Below are 24,538 nucleotides of genomic sequence, written 5' to 3'. Positions count from 1 at the left end.
GTCGAAGACGACGCCGGGGCCGGCCTGTTCAACCAGAAACTCAAGGAATGGGAGGACTACTACAACTACCACCGACCCCATGGCGGCCTCGGCGGCCAAACCCCCTACGAAAGACTGCTACAAAAGACCAAAGCTCAGCCTGTCACCGGCCACCGTCAGTCACACAGCTAGCGCCGCTTGACCGATTTCGGCGGCTTGGCCCCGCGGCCCTGCTGCCGCGCGGCCGCGCGGCGCTCGCGCCGGCTCGCGCCGCCGGGCACGCCGGCCGGCGTCTTGTCGCCGCCGTTGCGCTGCACCTGCGCCGAGCCGTCCTCCGACGGGCCCGAGTAGGTCAGCGCGGGCCGTTCGTCGTCGATTCCCTTGGCCTGCAACACCGTTCTGGGCTCTTCGCGCGCTTCGGCGGGCGCTTGCTGCTCCGGCTGCTTGCCGAGATCGGCCAGACCCTCGGGCACGGCGACCGGGGCGACCTGCGGGGCGGGCACCGCCTCGACGGTGACGTTGAACAGGAAGCCGACCGACTCCTCTTTCATGCCCTCGAGCATCGCCATGAACATGTCGTAGCCCTCACGCTGGTACTCGACCAGCGGGTCGCGCTGCGCCATCGCGCGCAGCCCGATGCCCTCCTTGAGGTAGTCCATCTCGTAGAGGTGCTCGCGCCACTTGCGGTCGATGACGTTGAGCAGCACGTTGCGTTCCAGCTGCCGCATGGCGCCTTCGCCGGCGATCTCCTCCAGCTCGGCTTCCCTTGCGGCATAAGCGCGTTCGGCATCCTTGAGCAGCTCGTCGAGCAGCTCCTCACGGGTGAGGTCGTCGCGCTCGGAGTCGCCGTCCAGGCGGATCAACTTTTCGTGGTCGATGCCGACCGGGTACAGCGTCCCCAGCGCCGTCCACAACGCCTCCAGGTCCCAGTCCTCGGCGTAGCCCTCTGCCGTCGCGCCGTCCACGTAGGCGGTGACCACGTCGCGGACCATGTCCAGCGCCTGCTCCTTGAGGTTCTCGCCCTCCAGGATGCGGCGGCGCTCGGCGTAGATCACCTTGCGCTGCTGGTTCATCACCTCGTCGTATTTGAGGACGTTCTTTCTGACCTCGAAGTTCTGCTGCTCGACCTGGGTCTGGGCGCTCTTGATCGCGCGGGTGACCATCTTGGCCTCGATGGGCACGTCGTCGGGCAGGTTCAGCCGGTTGAGCATCGCCTCGAGCGCGGCGCCGTTGAACCGGCGCATGAGCTCGTCGCCCAGTGAGAGGTAGAAGCGGGACTCGCCCGGGTCGCCCTGCCGGCCGGAGCGGCCGCGCAGCTGGTTGTCGATGCGGCGCGACTCGTGCCGCTCGGTGCCCAGCACGTACAGGCCGCCGGCCTCGACCACCTCGGCGGCCTCCTTGCCGGCCTCCTCCTTGACCTTGGGCAGCTCGGAGTGCCAGGCCGCCTCGTACTCGTCGGGGGTCTCCACCGGATCGAGGCCGCGCTCCCGCAGCCGCTGGTCGGTGAGGAAGTCGACGTTGCCGCCCAGCACGATGTCGGTGCCGCGGCCGGCCATGTTGGTGGCCACCGTGATCCCGCCGCGGCGGCCGGCCACGGCGACGATCTGCGCCTCCTGCTCGTGGTACTTCGCGTTGAGCACGTTGTGCGGGACGCGTCGCTTCTGGAACTGCCGGGACAGGTACTCCGAGCGCTCGACGCTGGTGGTACCGATCAGGACGGGCTGGCCCTTCTCGTAGCGCTCGACGACGTCGTCGACCACCGCGATGTACTTGGCTTCCTCGGTCTTGTAGATGAGGTCGGAGCAGTCGGTGCGGACCATCGGCTTGTTGGTCGGGATCGGCACCACGCCCAGCTTGTAGATCTCGTGCAGCTCGGCGGCCTCGGTCTGGGCGGTGCCGGTCATCCCGGCCAGCTTGTCGTAGAGCCGGAAGTAGTTCTGCAGCGTGATGGTGGCCAGCGTCTGGTTCTCCGCCTTGATCTCGACGTGCTCCTTGGCCTCGATGGCCTGGTGCATGCCCTCGTTGTAGCGGCGGCCGTACAAGACTCGGCCGGTGAACTCGTCGACGATGAGCACTTCGCCGTCGCGGACGATGTAGTCCTTGTCGCGGTTGAACAGCTCCTTGGCCTTCAGCGCGTTGTTGAGGTAGCTGACCAGCGGGGAGTTGGCGGCCTCGTAGAGGTTGTCGATGCCGAGCTGGTCCTCGACGAACTCGACGCCGACCTCGTGCACGCCGACGGTGCGTTTGCGCAGGTCGACCTCGTAGTGGACGTCCTTCTCCATCAGCGGCGCCAGCCGGGCGAACTCGAGGTACCAGTTGGAGGCGCCATCGGCGGGCCCGGAGATGATCAGCGGGGTGCGCGCCTCGTCGATCAGGATGGAGTCGACCTCGTCGACGATGGCGAAGTTGTGCCCGCGCTGCACCAGGTCGTCGAGCGAGTGCGCCATGTTGTCGCGCAGGTAGTCGAAGCCGAACTCGTTGTTGGTGCCGTAGGTGATGTCGGCGTTGTAGGCGACGCGGCGCTCGTCGGGTGTCATCTGGGCGAGGATCACGCCGACGTCCAGACCGAGGAACCGGTGCACCCGGCCCATCCACTCGCTGTCGCGTTTGGCCAGGTAGTCGTTGACCGTGACGACGTGCACGCCCTTGCCGCCGATGCCGTTGAGGTAGGCCGGCAACACCGAGGTCAGCGTCTTGCCCTCACCGGTCTTCATCTCGGCGACGTTGCCGAAGTGCAGCGCCGCCGCGCCCATCACCTGCACGTCGAACGGGCGCTGGTCGAGCACCCGCCAGGCCGCCTCCCGGGCCACAGCGAACGCCTCGGGCAGCAGGTCGTCGAGACTCTCGCCGTCGGCGTGCCGCTTCTTGAACTCGTCGGTCTTGGCCCGCAGCTCCGCGTCGGTCAGCTTTTCGACCTCGTCGGACAAGGTGTTGACATAGTCAGACACCCGCTTGAGACGCTTGAGCATGCGGCCTTCGCCGAGGCGCAGCAACTTCGACAGCACGGTGTTGTCCCCTTTGGGGTGTTCCCCTGATGGTAGGAGTCTCTTCTCTTGAGCGACTCCCATGGTAGGTGACAACCCCGCAAAGGCCGGGTCGCCGCCGGGGGACCCGTCAGGAGAGCCTGATCAGCCCGTAGTCGTAGGCGTGCCGGCGGTAGACCACGCAGGGCCGCTCCGTCTGCTTGTCGTGGAAGAGGAAGAAGTCGTGCCCGACGAGCTCCATCTCGTAGAGCGCGTCGTCGACCGTCATCGGGGTGGCCGGGTGCTCCTTGGTCCGCACGATCCGGCCGGGCTCGTGGTCGGTCTCGGCGCCGTCGTGCTCGGCCGGCGGCTCCGGCACGCGTTCCTGCGGCGGTGGCGGCACCACCGCGGTGGCGGCGGCCAGCGACACCGGCGTCTTGTCGCCGTAGTGGACCTTGCGGCGATCCTTGACGCGGCGCAGCCGGTTCTCCAGCTTGTCGACCGCGGACTCGAACGCCGCATAAAAGCTGTTGGCGCAGGCCTCCGCCCGGCTCACCGGCCCCCGGCCGCGGGCGGTGATCTCCACGCGTTGGCACGATTTGCGCTGGCGCCGGTTGGGCGCGTGTTTGAGCTCGACATCGAAGAGATAGATGGAGCGATCGAACCGCTCGAGGCGGGCGAGTTTCTGGGAGACGTAGAGACGGTAGTGGTCGGGGATCTCCACGTTGCGGCCCTTGAATACGACTTCGGCAGTGGTCGTCGGTAGAACTTGGCCGTCGGTTTGCGTCGGCGGTTGGTCAAGAATTTGACCGGAATCCACGGATAGCCTTGACATACGTGACAACTCGTTTCTCTTTCACGTCGCACGCGACCTGCGTGCCCGGCTTGCTGACGACGCGCCGACGAGGTGGGGAGAGCGGGTGATTCAGTCGATCACCGCCGCAGGCTGCTCGCCGATGCAAGGTGTCGAATACTCACCCCTTCCCGAAAGTGGGGTCTCAACCTGCGAATGTCGCGACCAGTGAGTCAGACCAGTGAGTTGATTAACGTTGTCCTCGACGTTAGCTCTTGTTCGCCTCGCCATGCCACTGATTTCGCGGAGCTGTTGCGAGTTCTTCACATACTCTTGGCGGCCGCACAGCCTCACGCGACGGCGAGCGCCAGCACGGCGGCGACCCGGACGCCGGCGGCGCGTAGCACCCGCACCGACTCGCATGCCGTCGCCCCGGTGGTGACGATGTCGTCGACCACGAGGACCTCGGTGTCCGGCCGCCGTCCGCGCAGCAGCACCCGGCCGGCGACGTTGCGCTCGCGGGCGGTGATGCCCAGCCCGACCGAGTCGCGGACCAGCGCCCGCAGCCGCAGCGCCGGGACGACGGCGATGTCGGGGTGGCCGGCCACCGCGGTGCGCGCCAGCCGGGTGACCGGGTCGCCGCCGCGACGGCGAGCGGCCGACGGGCGCGTCGGCGCCGGCACGACGGTCAGCGGCGTTTCGACGATCCCCCAGGACAGCAGACGGTGCACGCCGGTGGCCAGCGCGCCCGCCAGCGGGCCGACGAGGTCGGCGCGGCCGTGCTCCTTGAGCGCCAGGATGGCCCGCCTGCGGGTGCCGGCGTAGCGGCCGAGCGCGAACACCGGCACCCGCGGGTCGACGCGTGGGTTGACCACGTGCGGCTGGTCGGCGGCCACCGCCAGCTCCCGGGCGCAGGCCTCACACCAGCGGGTCGACGGCTCCCCGCAGCCGCCGCACTGCAGCGGCAGGACGAGGTCGAGCATGGGGCCAGTGTTCCGGGCGGGGGTGACAACGCCTGACGGCTGTCGCCCCGGCGGTGGCGACCACTAGCCCGGCAGCACCGGCGCCGCCCCGAAGACCCCCAGCCCGGGCACCTCCGACCACGCCTGCTGGGCCTCGGCGGCCGACGCCGAATACTGAAACACCCCTTGGGGGGCGCCGACGTAGATCGTCGACGGGTTGGCGGCGACCGTGATCACCGGCATCTGCAGGCCCCGGGCGGGCGCGTCGGAGTTCACCCCGTCGAGGTTGACGTAGGACACCGGGTGGCTGGCGTCGGTGCGGGTGACGACGATGTCGTCGCCGGTGCGCCAGGACAGCGACACCACCGAGTTGCCGAGCCCGAAGCCGAGCCGGCGCGGGTAGGTCAGCGCGAACTGGCCGGCCTGGGTCTGTTCCACGCTGGCCAGGATCACCTGCCCGCCGATCACCATCGCGGCGCGCGTGCTGTCGCGGGACAACTGCAGGTCGGTGATCGGCCCCGGAAACCGGCTGGACACGGCGACGGAATCGACCGGGATGCGGGCGGGCTGCCCGGTCGCCGGCTCCTGGATCGCGCGCAGCACGTTGTTGCCGTCCACCACCACCCAGACCGCGTCGTCCAACGACCAGCTGGGCCGCGACAGGCTGTGCCCGTCGGCGGACTGGACCGCTTCGCCGCCGAGGTCACCGATCCACAGCGACGCCGCCTCGTCGGGCGCGCCGCGGTGCAGCGTGACGACGGACGCCACCTGGCGCCCGCTGCGGGACAGCGCGGCGCCGGTCTGGTCGCCCATCCGCCCGAACGCGCCGGGCACGTTGGTGAAGCGCTGACCGTCCAGCGATACCAGCGAGCCGTTGATCAGGGCGTGCAGCCCGGCGCCCGCGCCGTCGGCCACGCCGGGGTCGGTCGCCGCGACGTCGGAGGTCGTCCACCCCTCGGCGAACCTGTCGTCCAACGGGGCGCCGTCGGCGTTGATCACGTACGGGCCGCGGATGTCGGCCCTGGCCAGCGTCCAAATGATCTGCGCGGCAAGCAATGCGCGGCTGTGTGGATCGGTGGTGGACAGCTTCTCCAGGTCGATGCGCGCACCGCCGTACCCGCGGCCGATCCCGTTCTTGCCGCCGTCGGCCCGGGTCACCGGTCCGCGCAGCCGCAGCGGCGGGGCGAGCAGGTTGCGGACCGTGTGGGCCATCTCCGGCCGCGGGCCGGCGATCAGCTTGGAGACCAGTTCGGTGGCCAACTGGTCGTGATCGGCGACCGCGACGTAGCGCGGGTCCGGCACCACCGTCTTGCCGGTCGGGTCGGCGAAATACAGCGTGTTGCGCTTGTAGGTCGACTGGAACTGCTGCCAGTCCAGGAACACGCCGTTGGGCAACTTGTCGATCCGCCACCCGCCCGAGGTCTTGACCAACTCGATCGGGCCCGGGTCGGGCAGCACGCCCTCGGCGGTCTCGAACACCCCCATGTCCGACAGCGACCCGAGGATGTCCGCCCGCATTGTCGCCGAAACCCGCTCGGCGGCACGAGTTTCCACGAACACCACGTGGTCGATCAGCAGCGCGCTACCCGCGTCGTCCCACGCGTTGGACGCCGACTGGGTGAGAAACTGCCGGGCGGCCAGGTGCCGGTTCGCGGGATCGGCTGTGGCCTTGAGGAATTCGCGCAGCAGCACGTCGGGGTCCATGCCGGGCGTCGGCTTGGGCAGGTTCGAGGGTGCCGGCCGTTCGACGGTGCCGATGGCCTGGGGGGCCGACGAGCTGGGCACCCCCGCGCAGCCGGCCGCCAGCATCGCGAGCACCAGCAGCCCGAGCAGGCGCCGCATCACCCGCTCCTCTCGGCGTGTTCGCGTTGCCGCGAGCGGTCTTTGGCGTGCTGCGGGCCCGTCGCCGTCGTTGCGGTGGGCGGGATGGGCTTCATCGGCAGCGGGCTGGTGGTGACCTTATGGCCGCGGACCAGCGGCAGCGTCAGCCGGAAACAGGAGCCCTCACCGGGCTCGCCCCACGCCTCCAGCCGGCCCTGGTGCAGGCGCGCGTCCTCCACGCTGATCGCCAGGCCCAGTCCGGTGCCGCCGGACCGGCGCACGCGCGACGGGTCGGCCCGCCAGAACCGGCTGAACACCAGCTTCTCCTCGCCGGGCCGCAGCCCCACCCCGTAGTCGCGGACCGTGACGGCCACGGTGTCCTCGTCGGCGCCCATCCGGATCTGCACCGGCTTGTGTTCGGCGTGGTCGATGGCGTTGGCGATGAGGTTGCGCAGGATCCGCTCCACCCGCCGGGTGTCGACCTCGGCGATCACCTCCTCGGTGGGCAGGTCGACCAGCAGCTCGATGCCGGCGTCCTCGGCCAGGTGGCCGACGTTGCTCAGCGCGCTCTGCACGGTGCTGCGCAAGTCCACCGCCTCGACCGACAGCTCGGCCACACCGGCGTCGTGGCGGGAGATCTCCAGCAGGTCGTTGAGCAGCGACTCGAACCGGTCGAGTTCGTTGACCATGAGCTCGGTGGACCGCGCCAGGGTGGGGTCGAGGTCGGCGCTGTGGTCGTAGATGAGGTCGGCGGCCATCCGGACGGTGGTCAGCGGGGTGCGCAGCTCGTGGCTGACGTCCGAGGTGAACCGGCGCTGCAGGTTGCCGAACTCCTCGAGCTGGGTGATCTGCCGCGACAGGCTCTCGGCCATGTCGTTGAAGGACACCGCCAGCCGGGCCATGTCGTCCTCGCCGCGCACCGGCATCCGTTCGGACAGGTGCCCCTCGGCGAACCGTTCGGCGATCCGCGACGCCGACCGCACCGGCACCACCACCTGGCGGGAGACCAGCAGCGCGATCCCGGCCAGCAGCACCAGCAGCACGGCGCCGCCGGTGATCATCGTGCCGCGCACCAGGGTGATGGTGGCCTGCTCGTTCTTCAGCGGGAAGATCAGGTACAGCTCCAGGTTGGCCACCTGCGACGACGCCGGCGTGCCGATGATCAGCGCCGGACCGGAGAAGCCGTCGGTGTGCACCGTGGCGTACTGGTAGGACGCCTGCCCGGCCTTGACGAATCCGCGCAGGGAGTTCGGCACCTGGTCGACGGGCCCGGCCGTCGTCGCCGCGCGCGGTCCGTCACCGGGCACGATCAGCACCGCGTCGAACGCCCCGGCCAGGCCCGCGCCCGACGCCGGGTCGGTCTTCGAGGTCAACGTGTTGCGGGCCAGCTGCAGGCTGCTGTCCAACGAGCGGGTCTCCTCGCCGCTGACGATGCCGCCGACGGTGGTGCGCGCGCGTTCGATCTGCTCGATCCCGGCCTTGACCTTGACGTCGAGCACGCGATTGGTGACCTGGGACGTCAGCACGAACCCGAGGGCCAGGATCACCGCCAGGGACAGCCCGAGCGTCAGCGCGACGACCCGCAGCTGCAACGACCGGCGCCACGCGGTGCCCACCACTCGACTCAATGCACCCATGCCGCGAGTCATGGGCCCCGAGCGCCCCCACCGACTCCTAGTGCGTCGCCGAGAGCCCCAGATCACCTACACCGTCCGGTCACGGAGGTCCGGCCTTGTAACCCACTCCTCGAACGGTCAACACCACGGTCGGGTTCTCAGGGTCTTTCTCAACCTTGGCCCGCAGACGCTGGACGTGCACGTTCACCAGGCGGGTATCCGCCGGGTGCCGGTAGCCCCACACCTGTTCGAGCAGCACATCACGAGTAAACACCTGCCGCGGTTTGCGCGCCAACGCGACCAGCAGGTCGAATTCCAGCGGCGTCAGGGAGATCTGCTCGCCGTTGCGGGTGACCTTGTGGGCCGGCACGTCGATCTCGACGTCGGCGATCGAGAGCATCTCGGCCGGCTCGTCGTCGTTGCGCCGCAACCGCGCCCGCACCCGGGCCACCAGCTCCTTCGGCTTGAACGGCTTCATGATGTAGTCGTCGGCGCCCGACTCCAAACCGAGGACCACGTCCACGGTGTCGGTCTTGGCCGTCAGCATCACGATCGGCACGCCCGAATCGGCGCGCAGCACGCGACAGACGTCGATGCCGTTCATGCCGGGCAGCATCAGGTCCAGGAGTACCAAGTCGGGGCGCAGTTCGCGCACCGCAGTCAGGGCCTGGGTGCCGTCACCGATGACCGCGGTGTCGAAACCCTCCCCACGCAACACGATGGTGAGCATCTCGGCCAGCGAAGCGTCGTCATCGACGACCAAAATCCTTTGCCTCATGGAGTCCATGGTGTCACCAGAACGGGACAAAACTGGCGCGCCACACGGGCGTTTCTTGCGCCGAGCCGCAAATATGGATGCAAAATCGGTCAAATTCCGTTGCCCGGCGCCCCCGGTGGGCCCTCCCGGGCCGTTGCGGGGACGTCCTTGGCGCCGATGAGGGTGGCGGCCAGCCGGGCCGGGTCGACGTCCGCGTCGGCGACCAGCCAGGGCCCGCCCCAACCGGCGGCCGCCAGTTCCGCGTACACCGCGCCGGTGCGCAGCTGCAGCCCGTCGTCGCGTTCGTAGCTGTCCCGCGCCCGTCCCGGGTCCGACTCCGCCCGGCTTCGGGCGCGCCGGCCGGCCAGCTCGGCCGGCACCGCGAGCAGCACCTGCCAGTCGGGCGCGGGCAGCCGCAGCCGCCGGTACTCGAACTCGAGCACCCAGGCGGCCGCCGCCCCGGCCGCGCCCTCGTGCAGCCGCGCGGCGCTGTAGGCGGCGTTGGACGCGACGTAACGGTCCAGAATCACCACGTCGTGGTCGCGCCGCAGCGCCTCGATGTCCTCGACGGCCCCGGCCCGGTCGAGCGCGAACAGCATCGCCATCGCGTAGACCGACGACGCCAGGTCGCCGTGCTCGCCGTGCAGGGCCTCGGCCGCGACGTCGGCGGTCACCGATTTGCCGTAGCGGGGGAAGCCCACGATCGCCACTGACTTCCCGGCCGCCTCGAAGGCCTTGCGCAGGCCCTCCGACAGGGTCCGCTTGCCCGCGCCGTCGACCCCTTCGATCGCGATCAGCACGGCGCCGAGCCTATCGGCCCGTCGAGCGCCCGGCTGGCCGGGCGCTCGGTGCCGAATGCCCGGCTGGCCGGGCGCTCGGCGAGAGCCCAACTCAGTAGCGGTAGTGGTCGGCCTTGTAAGGACCGTCGACGTCGACGCCGATGTACTCGGCCTGGTCCTTGGTCAGCTTGGTCAGCTTGCCGCCGAGCGCCTCGACGTGGATGCGGGCCACCTTCTCGTCGAGGTGCTTGGGCAGCCGGTACACCTCGTTGTCGTACTCGTCGTTCTTGGTCCACAGCTCGATCTGGGCGATCACCTGGTTGGAGAAGCTGTTGCTCATCACGAACGACGGGTGGCCGGTGGCGTTGCCCAGGTTCAGCAGCCGGCCTTCGGAGAGCAGGATGATCGACTTGCCGCTGTCCTTGAACGTCCACACGTCGACCTGCGGCCGGATGTTGGTCTTGGTGGCGCCGGAGCGCTCCAGCGCGGCGACCTGGATCTCGTTGTCGAAGTGCCCGATGTTGCCCAGCACCGCGTAGTCCTTCATCGCCTTCATGTGCTCGAGGGTGATGATGTCCTTGTTGCCGGTCGCGGTGATGACGATGTCCGCGCTGCCGATGGCGTCCTCGACCGTCTCGACGTCGTAGCCCTCCATCAGCGCCTGCAGCGCGTTGATCGGGTCGATCTCGGTGACGACGACGCGCGCGCCCTGGCCCTTGACCGACTCGGCGCAGCCCTTGCCGACGTCGCCGTAGCCGCAGACGAGCACCTTCTTGCCGCCGATCAGCACGTCGGTGCCGCGGTTGATGCCGTCGATCAGCGAGTGCCGGCAGCCGTACTTGTTGTCGAACTTGGACTTGGTGACCGAGTCGTTGACGTTGATCGCTGGGAAGGCCAGGTCACCGGCCGCGGCGAACTGGTAGAGGCGCAGCACGCCGGTGGTGGTCTCCTCGGTGACCCCCTTGACCGACTCGGAGATCTTGGTCCACTTGTCCTTGTCGGTCTCGAAGCGCTTGCGCAGCAGCTCGAGGAAGACCTTCCACTCGGTGGGGTCGTCCTCCTCGGCGGGGGGCACCACGCCGGCCTTCTCGTATTGCGCGCCGCGCAGCACCAGCATGGTGGCGTCGCCGCCGTCGTCGAGGATCATGTTGGCCGGCTCGTCGGGCCACGTCAGCATCTGCTCGGCGGCCCACCAGTACTCCTCCAGCGTCTCGCCCTTCCAGGCGAACACCGGCACACCCTTGGGCTCCTCGGGGGTGCCGTGCGGGCCGACGACCACCGCGGCGGCGGCGTGGTCCTGGGTGGAGAAGATGTTGCAGGACGCCCACCGGACCTGCGCGCCCAGCGAGACGAGGGTCTCGATGAGGACCGCGGTCTGCACCGTCATGTGCAGCGAGCCCGAAATCCGCGCCCCCTTGAGCGGTTGCACCTCGGCGTATTCGCGCCGCAGCGACATCAGGCCCGGCATCTCCTGCTCGGAGAGCTCGATGTCCCGGCGACCGTATTCCGCCAGCGACAGGTCGGCGACCTTGAAATCGATGCCGTTGCGGACGTCGGCGGTCGGCGAACTTTCGGTCGTCGTCATAAATCTCATTCCTTCTGCGGCTTAGGTTCGAAGAGGATTACTTAGCTTAGGTATGCGCTCTGACGCCACTGTAGTCGGCGGCCCGGGCACCGGCTGGCGTCAGGGGACCGTCAGGGGACGTTGACGACGCCGTGCCGCTCGGCGAACGGCGTCATCAGCCGCGCCAGGTCCGCCGCCACGTCGTGGTCGGCCTCGGGTGGCATCGACACGTAGCTCATCGCCAGCCGCACGATGGCCCGCGCCAGCACGCCGGCGTCCTCGTCGCTGGTGGCCACCCAGCTCTGGGTGAACGCGGCGCTCAGCCGGCCGGACGCCCGGGTGATAATGGGGCCGCTGTCGGTGGTGATGATCTGCAGCAGGTCGGGCTTGGCGACGCCGGTCAGCAGGGAGATCACCAGCGGGTCGGCCGCGGACTCCGCGAAGAAGGCCCGGAACCCCTGCAGGAACGCCTCGTAGATGTTGCCGACGTTGGCGTCGATGGCGGCCTGGACGGCGTCGACAAGCCGGTCGGCCAGGCGCAGGGCGTACCCCTGCGCCAGGCCTTGCCGCGAGCCGAACTCGTTGTAGATGGTCTGCCGGCTGATGCCCGCCGCGCGGGCCACGTCCGAGAGCGTGACGGCGGACCAGTCGCGGGTGCCCAGCAGCTCCCGCATCGCGTCCAGCACCGAGTCGCGCAGCAGGACGCGCGACGCCTCGGGGTAGGGCATCCGCTTCACAGGCGCGACAATAGCCGCTTTCGCCAGCACCGCCGCCCCTTCAACCATGTTCGTGTCGATCACGAACGGGCGAGCTCGACCATCTCGAAGTCGGACTTCGCCGCGCCGCAGTCCGGGCAGCTCCAGTCCTCGGGGATGTCGTCCCACCGGGTCCCGGGCGCGATGCCGTCCTCCGGCCAGCCCTTGGCCTCGTCGTATTCGAATCCGCACTGCACGCAGACGAAAAGCTTGTAGTCGCTCACTGCTTCACTCCCATCGGTATCACTTCGAAATCGGCCTTGTCGCGCACCGCGCAGTCGGGGCAGCACCAGTCGTCGGGGATGTCGCCGAAGGGCGTCCCCGCGGGAAAGCCTTCCCGCGGGGCGCCTTTCGTCTCGTCGTAGACGTAGTCGCAGCCCGGGCAGCGGTAGGCGCTCACGCGGGCGCCCCGTAGCGCGCCAGCACCCGCGCGCGCACCCGCGGGTGGATGTTGACCCTGGTGATGTCGCCGTCGTAGTGCTCGAGCACCCGGTGGTCCATCACCTTGCGCCACAGCGGCGGGATGTACGTCAGCGAGATCATCGACGCGTACCCGCTGGGCAGGTTCGGTGCACCTTCCATGCTGCGCAGCGTCTGATAGCGCCGAGTCGGGTTGGCGTGGTGGTCGCTGTGCCGCTGCAGGTGGTACAGGAACAGGTTGGTGACGACGTGGTCGGAGTTCCAGCTGTGCACCGGCGCGCAGCGCTCGTAGCGCCCGTTGGCTTGCTGCTGCCGCAGCAGCCCGTAGTGCTCCAGGTAGTTGACGGACTCGAGCAGGCTGAAGCCGAAGACGGCCTGGATGATCACGAACGGGATGAGCGCGGGGCCGAAGACCGCGATCAGCGCGCCCCACAGCACGACCGACATCAGCCACGCGTTGAGCACGTCGTTGGACAGGTAGGTCTTGGGATTCCAGGGGCTGGAACCCTGCCGGCGGATGCGCTGGGCCTCCAGCCGCAGCGACGACCGCAGGCTGCCGAAGACGCTGCGCGGCAGGAACTCCCAGAAGGTCTCGCCGAAGCGGGCCGACGCGGGGTCTTCCGGCGTGGACACCCGGACGTGGTGGCCGCGGTTGTGCTCGATGTAGAAGTGGCCGTAGCAGGTCTGCGCCAGGGTGATCTTGGACAGCCACCGCTCCAGCGCGTCCTTCTTGTGTCCCATCTCGTGGGCCGTGTTGATGCCGACGCCGCCGAGCACACCGACCGACAGGGCGACGCCCAGCTTGCCCGCCCAGCCCAGGGCGCCGTCGTAGCCGAGCCAGCTCAGGTTCGACGCGGTGAACAGGTAGGCGCCGAACAGCACGCTGAGGTACTGGAACGGAATGAAGATGTAGGTGCAGTAGCGGTAGTACTTGTCGTTCTCCAGCTGCTCCATCACCTCGTCGGGCGGGTTCTGCCCGTCGGGCCCGAAGCGCAGGTCGAGGATCGGAAGCAAGACGTAGACCAGGATCGGACCGATCCACAGCAGCGCCTGCGAGCCCGTCCGCCAGCCGAGCGAGTTCATCGCCCAGACCAGCGGCAGCACGACGAACAACGCCGTCGGGGCGATCAGCCCCATCAGCCAGAGGCGCCGCTTCTTGTCCCGCCACGCGGGCGGGTCGGACGCTTCCGGGCTTACCTGCGGTTCCAGTGTGGTCATATGCCAAACCTCCTTGTGAGTCACACCACCTTGGAGATTGACAATATCGCGATCTGCGTCTCGCGTCTAGACATATGACGTGGCTTTGTAAACCATTTATGAGTGAGCGGCGGTTGTGAGCAGCGGTTGCGAGCGGGGTCCCCGCCGCTGAAGGTGCGCCCACGGCGTTGAATGTGCAGTCAGGGCGCGGATCCGGCCCGGTTTCCGCCAGGGATGCACCCGCGAAGGCCGCACGCGCACTCGCAAAGCCCAGCGCGGTGGACGAGCCGGACTTCCGCGAGCCGGTCCGGCCTAGGCCGCCGCGGAAGTCGCGTCGGGGTCGGGTTCCTTGTCGGGATGCGCGGCGTCCCGGCGGCCCTGCACGGAGTGCCGGTACCCGTAGCCGACGTAGATCGCGGTCCCCACCACCAGCCAGACGGCGAAGCGCACCCAGGTCAGCGCCGTGAGGTTGACCATCAGCCACACGCACGCGCAGATCGAGGCGATCGGCAGCACTGGCACCCACGGCGCCCGGAAGCCGCGCTCCAGGTCCGGCCGGGTTCGCCGCAACACCATGACGCCCGCCGAGACCAGGACGAACGCGAACAGCGTTCCGACGTTGACCATCTCCTCGAGCTTGGCGATCGGGAACACCGACGCGGTCGCGGCCACGACGATCGCGACGAGCACGGTGATCCGGACCGGGGTGCCGCGCGCGCCGGTCTTCGCCAGCTGCCGCGGCAACAGGCCGTCGCGCGCCATCGCGAACAGGACGCGGCACTGGCCGAGCATCAGGACCATCACCACGGTGGTCAACCCGGCCAGCGCCCCGATCGCGATGATCTTGCTGGCCCAGTGGATGCCGTTGGCCGTGAACGCCGTGGCGAGGTTGGCCGGCTTGTGGCCGGGAACGGTCTTGAGCTGGGTGTAGGACACCATCCCGGACAGCACCACCGAGACCGCCACGTAGAGCACGGTCACGATCGCCAGCGAGGCCAGGATTCCCCGCGGGACGTCGCGCTGGGGCCGCTTGGTCTCCTCGGCCATGGTGGCGACGATGTCGAACCCGATGAACGCGAAGAAGACGATCGACGCGCCGGCCAGGACGCCGTACCAGCCGTAGTGGCTGCTGTGCGCGCCGGTCATCAGCGACAGCACCGACTGGTTGATGCCGGAGGCCTCGTGCCCGGCTTCGGGCTTGGGAATGAACGGCGAGTAGTTGGAGCCCTTGATGTAGAAGGCCCCGACGACGACCACCAGTAGCACCACCGACACCTTGATGCCGGTGATCACCGCGGAAAACCTCGACGACAGCTTGGTGCCCAGGGCGATCAGGGTGGCCACCCCCGCCACGATCAGCAGCGCACCCCAGTCCAGGTCGACCGACCCGAGCTCGGTTGTGCCACCGGCAAATCCGAACACGTTGCCCAGATAGCTCGACCACCCCTTGGCCACCACCGCCGCGCCGATCGCCAGCTCCAGCAGCAGGTTCCAGCCGATGATCCAGGCCAGGAACTCCCCGAAGGTGGCGTAGGAGAAGGTGTAGGCGCTGCCCGCGACCGGCAGGGTCGAGGCGAACTCGGCGTAGCACAGCGCCGCCAGTGCGCAGGTGATCGCCGCGATCACGAACGAGATCCAGATGGCCGGGCCGGTGATGTCGCCGGTCGTCGACGCGGTCACCGTGAAGATCCCGGCGCCGATAACCACCGCGACCCCGAACACGACGAGGTCAAGCCAGGTCAGGTCCTTGCGGAGCCGGGTGTCTGGCTCGTCGGTGTCGGCGATCGATTGTTCGACCGACTTCGTGCGCCATCGGTTGGCCATCCGTCGCCCTTTCCCATCTCCTGGGAGCCATTGGTCCGTCACAGTACTGGGTACCCTGCCGAAATGGCGGACACCAAAGCAAACACCAGGGACCATGCGGTGGTCATCGGAGGCAGCATCGCCGGCCTGTGCGCCGCGCGGGTGCTCTCGGACCACTACTCGCGCGTCACCGTCTACGAACGCGACGAGTTGCCGAGCACACCGTCGAACCGGGCGACGGTGCCGCAGGACCGGCACCTGCACATGCTGATGGCCCGTGGCGCAATGGAGTTCGAGAGCCTGTTCCCCGGCCTGCTCGAAGACATGGTGGCCGCCGGCGTGCCGATGTTGGAGAACCGGCCCGACTGCATCCACCTCGGCGCCGCGGGCCATGTGCTGGGCACCGGCCACACCCTGCGCGACGAATTCACCGCCTACGTGCCCAGCCGTCCGCACCTGGAGTGGCAGTTGCGCAAACGCGTGCGGGACACCGACAACGTCACGATGGCGCGTCGCTCGGTGGCCGAGCCGCGGTTCGACCCGGCGCGCCAGCGGGTGACCGGGGTGCTGTTGGACCCCGACGACGCCGCCGCCGGGGACCCGGAATTCCGAGAATTCATAGCCGCGGACCTCGTGGTCGACGCGGCGGGCCGGGGCACCCGACTGCCGGTGTGGTTGGAGCAGTGGGGATACGACCGGCCGAGGGAGGACCTCCTCGATATCGGCATCAACTACGCCACCCAGCGGTTCCGCATGCCCGAAGGGTTGATCGCGGAGAAGGTGGTGGTCGCCGGCGCCGCCCACGACAACTCGCTCGGGCTGGGCATGCTCTATTACGAGGACGGGACGTGGGCCCTCACCACGTTCGGGGTGGCCAACGCCAAGCCCCCGCGCACCTTCCCGGAGATGCTGGCGCTGGCCGGGGAGCTGCTCCCGGCCCACTTCAGCACCGCCCTGGCGCAGGCGGAACCCCTGGGGGACCCGGCGTTTCACGCCTTCCCGGCCAGCCGGTGGCGCCGCTACGACAAGCTGGACCGCTTCCCCGCCGGCATCGTCCCCCTGGGCGACGCCGTCGCCAGCTTCAACCCCACCTTCGGGCAGGGCATGACGATGACGTCCCTGCAGGCCGGCCACCTGCGGCGCGCACTCGCGGGCCCCGACGACCGGCTGGCCGCCGAACTGAGCCGGGCCACCGCCAAGACCACGTTCCCGGTCTGGATCATGAACGCCATCGGTGACGTCACCTTCCACCACGCCGGCACCAAGGGGCCCATCCCCTGGTGGTGGCGGCCGTCCGGCGCGCTGTTCGACCAATTCCTGGGGGCCGCCGAGACCGATCCGGTACTGGCGGAATGGTTTTTGCGCCGGTTCTCGCTGCTGGACAGCCTCTACATGCTTCCGCCGCCGCGCATCGTCGGCCGCGCGATGGCGCACAACCTGCGGCTATGGCTGGGCGAGCGCCGCCGGGCCGCCCGCGGCGATCGCGAGCGCGGCGAAGCCGGGCGATGTCTCCCGCAAGCGGGAAGTACCCCCAGGTCGCCACTATAGGAGCGGGGCCCCGTCACAGCCCTACGGTCGCCCTGAACAGCTTGGTCGGCTCGCGCGCGACGAGCCGGATCGGGGTGTCGTCGGCCGCCACCCAGGCGGCCATCCCCCGTCGCAGCGTCAGCGAACCGGACTTGCCGTGCACGGTCGTGCACCCCTCGGTGCACAGCAGGATCTGCGGACCCTCGTGGCTGCACGAGGCGTCCACCTCGTGGCCCAGGTAATCGCCGTCGAGCTCGAGCAGCGCGACCGCGAACTCGTCGGCCGGCGTCTCGTAGATCAGGCCGAATCCCTCGCGGCGCACCCGCGGCCGCACCTGGGCCTCGGTGGTCGGGGTGAAGTCGAGCACCCGCAGCAGCTCGGGGACGTCGACGTGCTTGGGGGTCAGGCCGCCGCGTAAGACGTTGTCGGAGTTGGCCATCACCTCCACCGCGAAACCGCGCAGGTAGGTGTGCAGGCTGCCGGCCGACACGAAGATCGCCTCGCCCGGGGCCAGCGTGATGCGGTTGAGCAGCAGGGCGGCCAGCACCCCGGCGTCGCCGGGATAGCGCTCGCCGAGTTCGAGCACCGTCTTGACCTCGCCGGCGAATTCCGTTGCCCCGGAGCTGATGTACTCGATGGCGCCGTCGAGCACGGCGGGCACCAGCGCGTCGATGTCGGGTTGCGGCGCGGTGATCCAGGTGGTGAACAGCGCCCGCAGGCCGTCGGCGTCGGACTGGTCGTTGAGCAGGTCGATGAACGGGTCGAGGTCGGAGACGGACAGCGCCCGCAGCAGCTCGACGGTGCGCGAGGCCTGCCGGAAGCCGGCGAGCGCCTCGAACGGCTGCAAGGCCACCAGTATTTCGGGCTTGTGCGAGGTGTCGCGGTAGTTGCGCACCGGTGAGGACAGCGGGATGCCCAGCCGCTCCTCACGCAGGTAGCCCTCGGCGGCCTGCGCCGCGCTGGGGTGGGCCTGCAGGGACAGCGGCTCGTCGGCCGCGAGCACCTTGACCAGGAACGGCAACACGTCACCGAACCGGGCGCGGGCGCCGGGGCCGAGCTGACCGTCGGGGTCGGCGACCAGCGCGTCGAGCAACGAGATCTCGCCGGTGCCGGTTTCCAGCCAGGCGGGGTCGCCGGGGTGCGCGCCGAACCAGAGCTCGGCCTCCGGATGGGCGGCCGGAACCGGACGCCCGGTGAATTCCGCTATGGCGGTACGCGACCCCCAGGCGTACGTGCGTAAGGCCCCGCGAAGCAGTTCCACTGTTCTATCTATCCCCGCGCCAGGCGCGCGTAAACCGCGGCCATCTCCAGTCGAACGGCCAATACTGCCAGTTGCTGCTCGGCGCTGATCGCGCCACCCAACGCCGGCGCGACCGTCGAACCGGCCGCGCCGCCGGGTCCGTCGGGCACGTCCTCGGCCGCGAGCAGGTACACGTCGTCGAGCCCGGCGGTGCGGGCCGCCACGATCGGTTGTTCGCCCGACAGGGTCAGGGCCAGCACCAGCAGCCGCCGGGGCAGGGGGCCGTCGATCTGTTCGTCGTGAAAGAGCGCGTCGGCGGGGTCCCCGAAACCGCCGGGCGCCCCGGCCCGCAGCGCGACGACGGCGTCGGAAAGCCCGGTGGCGGCGACCACCTCGTGGGCGATCCGCAGCAGCACCGAGCTGCCGTGGCGGGCCAGCGCCAGCGTCGCGGCGCAGTCGCCGGCCAACGCCACCTGGCGGCCGGCCATCCGCGCGGCGATCGTCTTGGCGGGGTTGGTGAACAGCTCGCGGCCCGCACTGTTGCGCAACGCCTCGGCGTCCAGCTCGTCGGCCAGCGCGCGCAGGTCGGTGCCCGTTCGCTGCTCGACCGCGTGCACGACGGCCAGACCGGCGGCCAGGTACCGGCACAACCCGAACTCGTCGGGGACCGGCAGCCGCGGCGCCAGCATCGCGGCCCGCCCGGCCGTGGCGTCGCGCAGCGGACCCTCGTACGGGGCGGCGACGACGACCCGCGCCCCGCGGCGCGCCCCCGTCGCGGCGGCCGCGACCAGTGCGGGGTCGCCGGGATCGTCGCCCGCGACGATCAACACGTCGAGCGGGCCGATCCACGGCGGGACCTCGGCGGCCAGCGCGATCGGCTCGGAGGCCGAGCCGCCCGCGGTCGCGGCCAGGATGGCGCCGGCGTTGTCGGCGGTGCCGCGGCCGGCGACCCAGATCAGGCTGCGCGGCCGGCCGTCGGCCCGCAGCGAATCCAGCGCCCCCTCGTCGACCGCCGCGGCGATCGCGCGCACCTGCGCGCCGGCCGACGACGCCGAGCGCAGCAGGCCGTCCCGGTCGGCGGCCAGCAGGCCCTCGGTGTCCTCGAGATCGATCGCCCCGACGGCGTTCACTGCGCGGCCCCGGCGGTCGCGGACTGCGCCTCGATCTGCGCGCTGATCTGGGCGACCATCGCGTCGACGTCCTCGGTGCTGCGCCCCTCCACGTTGAGCCGCAGCAGCGGCTCGGTGTTGGAGCTGCGCAGGTTGAACCAGCTGCCGTCGCCCAGGTCGACCGTCACCCCGTCCACGTGGTCGATGGAGTGGATCCGGCTGCCGAAGGACTTCAGCACGGCCTCGGTGCACAGCGCGGCGTCGGACACCGTGAAGTTGATTTCGCCGGACGATTCGTAGCGCTGGTAGTCGGCAGTCAGCTCCGAGAGCGGGCGGTCCTGCTCGCCGAGGGCGGCCAGCACGTACAGCGCCGCCAGCATGCCGGAGTCCGCGCCCCAGAAGTCACGGAAGTAATAGTGCGCGGAGTGTTCGCCGCCGAAGATCGCGCCGGTGTCGGCCATCATCGCCTTGATATAGGAGTGCCCGACGCGGGAGCGCAGCGGCGTGCCGCCGCGCTCGGTGACCAGCTCGGGCACCGCGCGGGACGTGATCACGTTGTGGATGATCGTGGCGCCGATCTCCCGGCCGAGCTCGCGGGCGGCCACCAGGCTGGTCACCGTCGAGGGCGACACCGGCCGGCCGCGTTCGTCGACGACGAAGCAACGGTCGGCGTCCCCGTCGAACGCCAGCCCGATATCGGCGCCGGTCTCGCGCACGTAGGCCTGCAGGTCGACCAGGTTCGCCGGTTCCAGCGGGTTGGCCTCGTGATTGGGGAACGAGCCGTCGAGCTCGAAGTACAACGGCAGCAAGGTGATCGAGTCGATCGCGCCGAGCACCGCGGGCGCGGTGAGACCGGCCATGCCGTTGCCCGCGTCCACGGCCACGCGCAGCGGCCGCAGCCCGGACGTGCTGACCAGCGAACGCAGGAACGAGCCGTAGTCGTGCAGCACGTCGCGGTCGCTGACCGTCCCGGGCGGTCCGTCATGGCGCTCGACGCCGGCGATCACGTCCTCGGCGATGGTGCGCAGGCCGCTCTCGGCGCCGACCGGCTTGGCCGCCGCCCGGCACAGCTTGATCCCGTTGTAGGCGGCCGGGTTGTGGCTCGCGGTGAACATGGCGCCGGGGCAGTCCAGCGAGCCGGAGGCGAAGTAGAGCTGATCGGTGGAGGCCAACCCGATCCGCACCACGTCCAGGCCCTGGCCCGTCACCCCGGCGGCGAAGGCCGCCGCCAGCGTCGGCGAGCTGTCGCGCATGTCGTGGCCGATCACCACCTGCCGGGCGCCCTCGCCGCGCATCAACCTGGCGAACGCCGCCCCCAACGCGGTGACCAGCGGCTCGTCGAGCTCTTCACCGACCAGCCCTCGCACGTCGTAAGCCTTGACGACGCGGTGCACAGTCGCGGCGAGCCGAGACATGCGGGGGCCTCCTGACGCCTTGAGAGTGTTGCGTTCCTAAGTCTCTTGGCCGCCAGCCTATCGGCCCCTGCGAAACATGGGCCGCAGCGGTGCGCGGGGATCGCGCGCGACGCCGGAACGGCTAGTCACTGGGGTCGGGCAGCACCCGCAGATGCCCGCGGCGACGGCCGGACCGATGCTCGGGCGGCGCGAGCACACTGCTGCTCGGCGCGGTGGCCTGCGACCCGACGTGACGAAGGTGCGGGTCGGCGAAGCCGTTGAGCGGTGTGCCCGCGGCCCCGTGGGGCACGGCGCGCTCGCCGGGGCCGCCCTCGCGCACCGCGTCGGCCAGGGCGACCAGGTCATCCTCGTCGGGATGGGTGGGCTCGGAGAAGAGGGGGCCGGCGTGGCGCACGAGATCCCATCCGCGGGGGGCGGTGATCCGGCCGGCATGGCCGACGCACAGGTCCCACGAATGCGGTTCCCGCGCGGTCGCGAGTGGCCCCACCACCGCCGTCGAGTCCGAGTAGACGAACGTCAAGGTCGCCACGGCGTAGTGCGGACACCCGGGCCGGCAACAGCGACGGGGAACGTTCACGAGCGAAAGGCTATCGTGCACAAACGCCGGGGAAGCGCCGGACACGCGCAACTCCCCGGCCCCCGATGTCCAACCGTTACCATCGGCGGCGTGGGCGATTCGCGCAGCTCCCCGCGAAGGGACCGGTCCCCGGGCCGATTCGCTTCGCACCGGTCCTCCCGTCGGGGCCGGGATGTGCGCGGCCCGCTGCTGCCGCCGACGGTGCCCGGGTGGCGCAGCCGCGCCGAGCGATTCGACATGGCGGTGCTGGAGGCTTACGAACCCATCGAGCGGCATTGGCAGACCCGTCTCGCCGATCTCGACGTCGCGGTCGACGAGATTCCCCGCATCGCCGCCAAGGATCCCGACAGCGTGCAGTGGCCGCCGGAGGTGATCGCCGACGGTCCGATCCCGCTGGCGCGGTTGATCCCGGCCGGCGTCGACGTCCGCGGCAACGCCACGCGGGCACGAATTGTCTTGTTCCGCAAGCCGATCGAGCGACGGGCCAAGGACACCGTCGAGCTCGGTGATTTACTGCACGAAATCTTGGTGGCCCAGGTGGCCATCTACCTCGATGTTGAGCCGTCGGTCATCGACCCGACGATCGACGACGACTGAGTCGCGCCGTCGACGACGCTGCGGGGGCACCACCCGCGCGCGGGCAAGGGCGGCGCCGAATAGCGTTGCGGCGCGGCGTCAGATGATGCCGCGCTTGAGGCGGCGGCGCTCCCGCTCGGAGAGTCCGCCCCAGATGCCGAAGCGCTCGTCGTGCTCCAGCGCGTACTCCAGGCACTCGTGGCGCACCTCGCACCCGAGGCAGATCTTCTTCGCCTCGCGGGTGGAGCCGCCCTTCTCCGGGAAGAAGGCCTCGGGATCGGTCTGGGCGCACAGCGCCCGGTCCTGCCACTGGTCCGCGACGGGTACCGGCATCGGCTCGGGCTCGAATGCGACTGGCGCATCGGGAACCACGGTCAGGTGCGGCCGAGCGGGTCGAACCGGCGCTGAGCCGATGGGGGTGTGCGGCGTGCTCGCCATGACTCCTCGAAGATGTTCGTAAGACATACGGTCGTCCGCCTCCTCAGTTTCATTGAGAGAGTGAGTGGTTCCCACTTTTCTGATGTGTACAGACAATTCGAACAAGTGATCGAATCTCGGTCTGCGACACCGGAACCGGCCGGCCAACCGGGAAATGACACTGTTGTGATTAGACACGGGTTGATCTGCCGGGTCAAGCATTACGGCGCATTTCCATACCATCTCGTGACCGAATTACGGCGTTTCCGTTGTTTTGCGCGTTCGGCGTGTCGATCACACCGCCCGCGACTACGCTTAAAGGCCGCGTAACGGCCCCGCCACCGCACGGTCGCCGGGCAGTACTGTCGTCCACGTGAAGGTCACCGTTCTGGTCGGTGGGGTTGGCGGCGCCCGCTTCCTGCTGGGGATTCAACAGTTGCTCGGGCTGGGTCAGTTCGCAACGCAACAGCGCCCAGACGCGGGAGCCGACAACCACGAACTTAGCGCAATCGTCAACATCGGCGACGACGCCTGGATTCATGGACTGCGGGTCTGCCCGGACTTGGACACCTGCATGTACACCTTAGGTGGAGGGGTAGACCCCGAGCGAGGGTGGGGTCACCGCGACGAAACCTGGCATGCCAAAGAGGAATTGGCGCGCTATGGCGTGCAGCCGGACTGGTTCGGGCTCGGCGACCGGGACATCGCCACCCACCTGGTGCGCACCCAGATGCTCAATGCCGGCTACCCGCTGTCGCAGATCACCACGGCGCTGTGCGACCGCTGGCACCCCGGTGCCCGGTTGCTGCCGGCCAGCGACGACCGCTGCGAGACGCACGTGGTGATCACCGATCCGAACGACGGAACCCGGCGGGCGATCCACTTCCAGGAGTGGTGGGTGCGCTACCGCGCCGACGTGCCCACCCACAGCTTCGCCTTCGTCGGCGCCGAAAAGGCCACCGCCACAAATGAAGCTGTCGAGGCCATCGCCGACGCCGACGTGATCCTGCTGGCGCCGTCCAACCCGGTGGTGAGCCTCGGCGCCATCCTGGCCGTCCCCGGCATTCGCGCCGCGTTGCGCTCGGCGACCGCGCCGGTCGTCGGCTACTCGCCGATCATCGGGGGAAAGCCCTTGCGCGGCATGGCCGATGCGTGCCTGTCAGTGATCGGAGTGGAATCCACCGCGGACGCGGTCGGCCGGCACTACGGGTCGCGCCGCGGCACCGGGATCCTGGATTGCTGGCTGGTGCACGAGGGCGATCACGCCGACATCGAGGGCGTGGCGGTGACTGCCGTGCCGCTGTTGATGACCGACCCGAAGGCGACGGCCGAGATGGTGCGCGCCGGGCTCGAGCTGGCGGGCGTGACGGCGTGACCGGCTCGGGCTCAACGCCGCCGGGCGTCGAACACGGCACCGGCGCGGCCATCGAGATCCTGCCCGTCGCCGGGCTCCCCGAGTTCCGCCCCGGCGACGACCTGAGCGCGGCCCTGGCCGCGGCCGCGCCGTGGCTGCGCGACGGCGACGTCGTGGTGGTCACCAGCAAGGTGGTCTCCAAGTGCGAGGGCCGGCTGGTGCCGGCGCCGCGGGACGCCGAGGAGCGCGACCGGCTCCGGCGCAAACTGGTTGACGGCGAGGCGGTGCGGGTGCTGGCGCGCAAGGGCCGCACGCTGATCACCGAGAACCGCATCGGCCTGATCCAGGCCGCCGCCGGCGTCGACGGATCCAACGTGGGCCGCGACGAGCTGGCCCTGCTGCCGGTCGACCCGGACGGCAGCGCCGCGGCGCTGCGCGCCGGGCTGCGCGAGCGGCTCGGCGTCGACGTCGCCGTGGTCATCACCGACACGATGGGCCGCGCGTGGCGCAACGGGCAGATCGACGCGGCGGTCGGGTCGGCCGGTCTGGCCGTGCTGCACGGCTACGCCGGGGCCTTCGACCGGCACGGCAACGAGCTGGTGGTCACCGAGATCGCGGTCGCCGACGAGGTCGCGGCGGCGGCCGATCTGGTGAAGGGCAAACTGACCGCGATGCCGGTGGCCGTGGTGCGCGGCCTGTCCTTCTCCGACGACGGCTCGACGGCCCGGCACCTGTTGCGGCCCGGCGAGGAGGACCTGTTCTGGCTCGGCACCGCCGAGGCCCTCGACATGGGCCGCCGGCAGGCGCAGCTGTTGCGCCGGTCGGTGCGCCGGTTCAGCGCCGAGCCGGTCGCCCCGGAGCTGATCGAAGCGGCCGTCGCCGAGGCCCTCACCGCCCCGGCCCCCCACCACACC

Annotated in this window: 23 protein-coding genes; 5 read left to right on the top strand and 18 right to left on the bottom strand. The window is 69.8% G+C overall.

The features are described 5' to 3' along the window. The first annotated feature begins 24 nt into the window (after positions 1–24). Complete coding sequence (locus BST44_RS31570) at positions 25–171, top strand: integrase core domain-containing protein (RefSeq protein WP_142274706.1); 147 nt, start codon at positions 25–27, stop codon at positions 169–171. Here BST44_RS31570 and secA read toward each other — a convergent pair. The 13 genes from secA to BST44_RS26200 form a co-directional block, all read right to left on the bottom strand. Beyond that, positions 168–2,984 carry a preprotein translocase subunit SecA gene (gene secA, locus BST44_RS26260; protein WP_083179827.1) on the bottom strand — a complete coding sequence of 939 codons (2,817 nt, stop codon included), beginning with the start codon at positions 2,982–2,984 and terminating at the stop codon, positions 168–170. The genes BST44_RS31570 and secA overlap by 4 nt on opposite strands. 109 nt (positions 2,985–3,093) lie before the next feature. After that, positions 3,094–3,762, bottom strand: a complete 669-nt coding sequence (gene hpf / locus BST44_RS26255) for a ribosome hibernation-promoting factor, HPF/YfiA family (protein ID WP_083179826.1) — start codon at positions 3,760–3,762, stop codon at positions 3,094–3,096. A 323-nt stretch (positions 3,763–4,085) separates the two neighbouring features. Further along, positions 4,086–4,718, bottom strand: a complete 633-nt coding sequence (locus tag BST44_RS26250) for a ComF family protein (protein WP_083179825.1) — start codon at positions 4,716–4,718, stop codon at positions 4,086–4,088. 63 nt (positions 4,719–4,781) lie between these two features. Further along, on the bottom strand, positions 4,782–6,539 hold the full coding sequence (gene lpqB, locus BST44_RS26245) for an MtrAB system accessory lipoprotein LpqB (RefSeq protein WP_167380256.1): 1,758 nt from the start codon (positions 6,537–6,539) through the stop codon (positions 4,782–4,784). After that, positions 6,539–8,221 (bottom strand): MtrAB system histidine kinase MtrB, encoded by a 1,683-nt coding sequence (gene mtrB / locus BST44_RS26240; RefSeq protein WP_083179823.1) that lies wholly within the window; start codon positions 8,219–8,221, stop codon positions 6,539–6,541. The genes lpqB and mtrB overlap by 1 nt, the downstream gene beginning before the upstream one ends. Positions 8,222–8,234: 13 nt before the next feature. Further along, positions 8,235–8,921, bottom strand: a complete 687-nt coding sequence (mtrA, locus tag BST44_RS26235; RefSeq protein WP_007168097.1) for a two-component system response regulator MtrA — start codon at positions 8,919–8,921, stop codon at positions 8,235–8,237. Positions 8,922–9,001: 80 nt separating this feature from the next. Continuing rightward, on the bottom strand, positions 9,002–9,691 hold the full coding sequence (locus BST44_RS26230) for a dTMP kinase (RefSeq protein ID WP_083179822.1): 690 nt from the start codon (positions 9,689–9,691) through the stop codon (positions 9,002–9,004). A 91-nt stretch (positions 9,692–9,782) separates the two neighbouring features. Continuing rightward, positions 9,783–11,255, bottom strand: a complete 1,473-nt coding sequence (ahcY, locus tag BST44_RS26225) for an adenosylhomocysteinase (RefSeq protein ID WP_083179821.1) — start codon at positions 11,253–11,255, stop codon at positions 9,783–9,785. 110 nt (positions 11,256–11,365) lie between these two features. After that, entirely contained in the window at positions 11,366–12,019 is a 654-nt protein-coding gene (alkX, locus tag BST44_RS26220; RefSeq protein ID WP_439330756.1) for a TetR family transcriptional regulator AlkX, read from the bottom strand. An 11-nt stretch (positions 12,020–12,030) separates the two neighbouring features. Then, on the bottom strand, positions 12,031–12,213 hold the full coding sequence (locus BST44_RS26215) for a rubredoxin (RefSeq protein ID WP_083179820.1): 183 nt from the start codon (positions 12,211–12,213) through the stop codon (positions 12,031–12,033). Beyond that, positions 12,210–12,389 carry a rubredoxin gene (locus BST44_RS26210; protein ID WP_083179819.1) on the bottom strand — a complete coding sequence of 60 codons (180 nt, stop codon included), beginning with the start codon at positions 12,387–12,389 and terminating at the stop codon, positions 12,210–12,212. The genes BST44_RS26215 and BST44_RS26210 overlap by 4 nt, the downstream gene beginning before the upstream one ends. Continuing rightward, positions 12,386–13,627: an alkane 1-monooxygenase gene (locus BST44_RS26205; protein ID WP_083179818.1), complete on the bottom strand. Its 1,242-nt coding sequence runs from the start codon at positions 13,625–13,627 to the stop codon at positions 12,386–12,388. Before BST44_RS26205 ends, BST44_RS26210 begins: the two co-directional genes overlap by 4 nt. Positions 13,628–13,918: 291 nt before the next feature. Next, on the bottom strand, positions 13,919–15,430 hold the full coding sequence (locus BST44_RS26200; protein WP_083179817.1) for an APC family permease: 1,512 nt from the start codon (positions 15,428–15,430) through the stop codon (positions 13,919–13,921). A 99-nt stretch (positions 15,431–15,529) separates the two neighbouring features. Between BST44_RS26200 and BST44_RS26195 the strand changes: the two genes are divergently transcribed. Further along, positions 15,530–16,957, top strand: a complete 1,428-nt coding sequence (locus tag BST44_RS26195) for an FAD-dependent oxidoreductase (RefSeq protein ID WP_244184951.1) — start codon at positions 15,530–15,532, stop codon at positions 16,955–16,957. Between the two features lie 13 nt (positions 16,958–16,970). Here BST44_RS26195 and manA read toward each other — a convergent pair whose 3' ends face one another. From manA to BST44_RS26175, 4 genes are all read right to left on the bottom strand, one after another. Then, complete coding sequence (gene manA, locus BST44_RS26190) at positions 16,971–18,197, bottom strand: mannose-6-phosphate isomerase, class I (protein ID WP_083179816.1); 1,227 nt, start codon at positions 18,195–18,197, stop codon at positions 16,971–16,973. An 8-nt stretch (positions 18,198–18,205) separates the two neighbouring features. Beyond that, positions 18,206–19,306: a TobH protein gene (locus BST44_RS26185; protein ID WP_083179815.1), complete on the bottom strand. Its 1,101-nt coding sequence runs from the start codon at positions 19,304–19,306 to the stop codon at positions 18,206–18,208. Next, entirely contained in the window at positions 19,303–20,700 is a 1,398-nt protein-coding gene (locus tag BST44_RS26180) for a phosphomannomutase/phosphoglucomutase (RefSeq protein ID WP_083179814.1), read from the bottom strand. The genes BST44_RS26185 and BST44_RS26180 overlap by 4 nt, the downstream gene beginning before the upstream one ends. Before the next feature lie 121 nt (positions 20,701–20,821). After that, on the bottom strand, positions 20,822–21,277 hold the full coding sequence (locus BST44_RS26175) for a DUF3499 domain-containing protein (RefSeq protein ID WP_208619887.1): 456 nt from the start codon (positions 21,275–21,277) through the stop codon (positions 20,822–20,824). A 174-nt stretch (positions 21,278–21,451) separates the two neighbouring features. Here BST44_RS26175 and BST44_RS26170 point away from each other — a divergent pair, with 174 nt between their 5' ends. Next, on the top strand, positions 21,452–21,874 hold the full coding sequence (locus BST44_RS26170; protein ID WP_083179812.1) for a metallopeptidase family protein: 423 nt from the start codon (positions 21,452–21,454) through the stop codon (positions 21,872–21,874). Positions 21,875–21,952: 78 nt separating this feature from the next. On the opposite strand, the gene BST44_RS26165 is transcribed toward BST44_RS26170, so the two are convergent. Next, positions 21,953–22,291: a WhiB family transcriptional regulator gene (locus tag BST44_RS26165; RefSeq protein ID WP_083179811.1), complete on the bottom strand. Its 339-nt coding sequence runs from the start codon at positions 22,289–22,291 to the stop codon at positions 21,953–21,955. 352 nt (positions 22,292–22,643) lie between these two features. Here BST44_RS26165 and cofD point away from each other — a divergent pair, with 352 nt between their 5' ends. Together cofD and BST44_RS26150 are read left to right on the top strand one after the other, a co-directional pair. Further along, positions 22,644–23,645 carry a 2-phospho-L-lactate transferase gene (cofD, locus tag BST44_RS26155; RefSeq protein WP_083179810.1) on the top strand — a complete coding sequence of 334 codons (1,002 nt, stop codon included), beginning with the start codon at positions 22,644–22,646 and terminating at the stop codon, positions 23,643–23,645. Beyond that, on the top strand, positions 23,642–24,538 hold an 897-nt coding region (locus tag BST44_RS26150; RefSeq protein ID WP_083179809.1), incomplete at its 3' end, for a coenzyme F420-0:L-glutamate ligase. The genes cofD and BST44_RS26150, both read left to right, overlap by 4 nt.

Source organism: Mycobacterium scrofulaceum (assembly GCF_002086735.1).
GTDB classification, from domain to species: Bacteria; Actinomycetota; Actinomycetes; order Mycobacteriales; family Mycobacteriaceae; genus Mycobacterium; species Mycobacterium scrofulaceum.
Note: the sequence above shows the minus strand (reverse complement) of the source record. Positions and strands in the feature narration are given on the sequence as shown.